General features: G+C 59.8%; 1 protein-coding gene. It reads left to right on the top strand.

What is annotated here, in order from left to right; all coding sequences use genetic code 11:
* Positions 1-455: transposase (locus QJT78_RS52065; RefSeq protein ID WP_281460938.1), on the top strand; the 455-nt coding region annotated here is incomplete at its 5' end.
* Positions 456-485 lie beyond the last annotated feature (30 nt).

Raw genomic sequence — 485 nt, forward strand, 5'->3', positions numbered from 1 at the left:
AACGCTGCATGGTGCATTTTTATCGCAATGTCTTCAGCCACGTGCCGTCGACCCGGGTCCGCGAGGTGAGCCACATGCTCAAGGCCATTCATGCCCAGGAGAGCCGCGCCGCGGCCGACGAGAAAGCCAGGACCGTCATCGCGGATCTGCGGGCAAGCCGTATGGCCAAAGCTGCTGATCTCGTCGAGCAGGCGGTTCACGAGACGCTCGCCTACTATGCCTTTCCTGACATCCATTGGCGGAAGATTCGAACGAACAATCCGCTCGAGCGCATCATGAAGGAGATCCGGCGACGAACCCGTGTCGTCGGCGCCTTCCCCGACGGTCAATCCTGTCTCAATTTGGCGGCGGCCCGGCTGCGGCACATTGCCGGAACGGCGTGGTCGACCAAATGCTACATGAACATGCGACCGCTCTATCAGCCACAACTCTCTGAAACCGGAGCCGTCGCCTGATCAAAAGTGCGAAAGATTCTGGACAGTACC

Source organism: Bradyrhizobium sp. Mp27, assembly GCF_029953005.1.
GTDB classification, from domain to species: Bacteria; Pseudomonadota; Alphaproteobacteria; order Rhizobiales; family Xanthobacteraceae; genus Bradyrhizobium; species Bradyrhizobium barranii.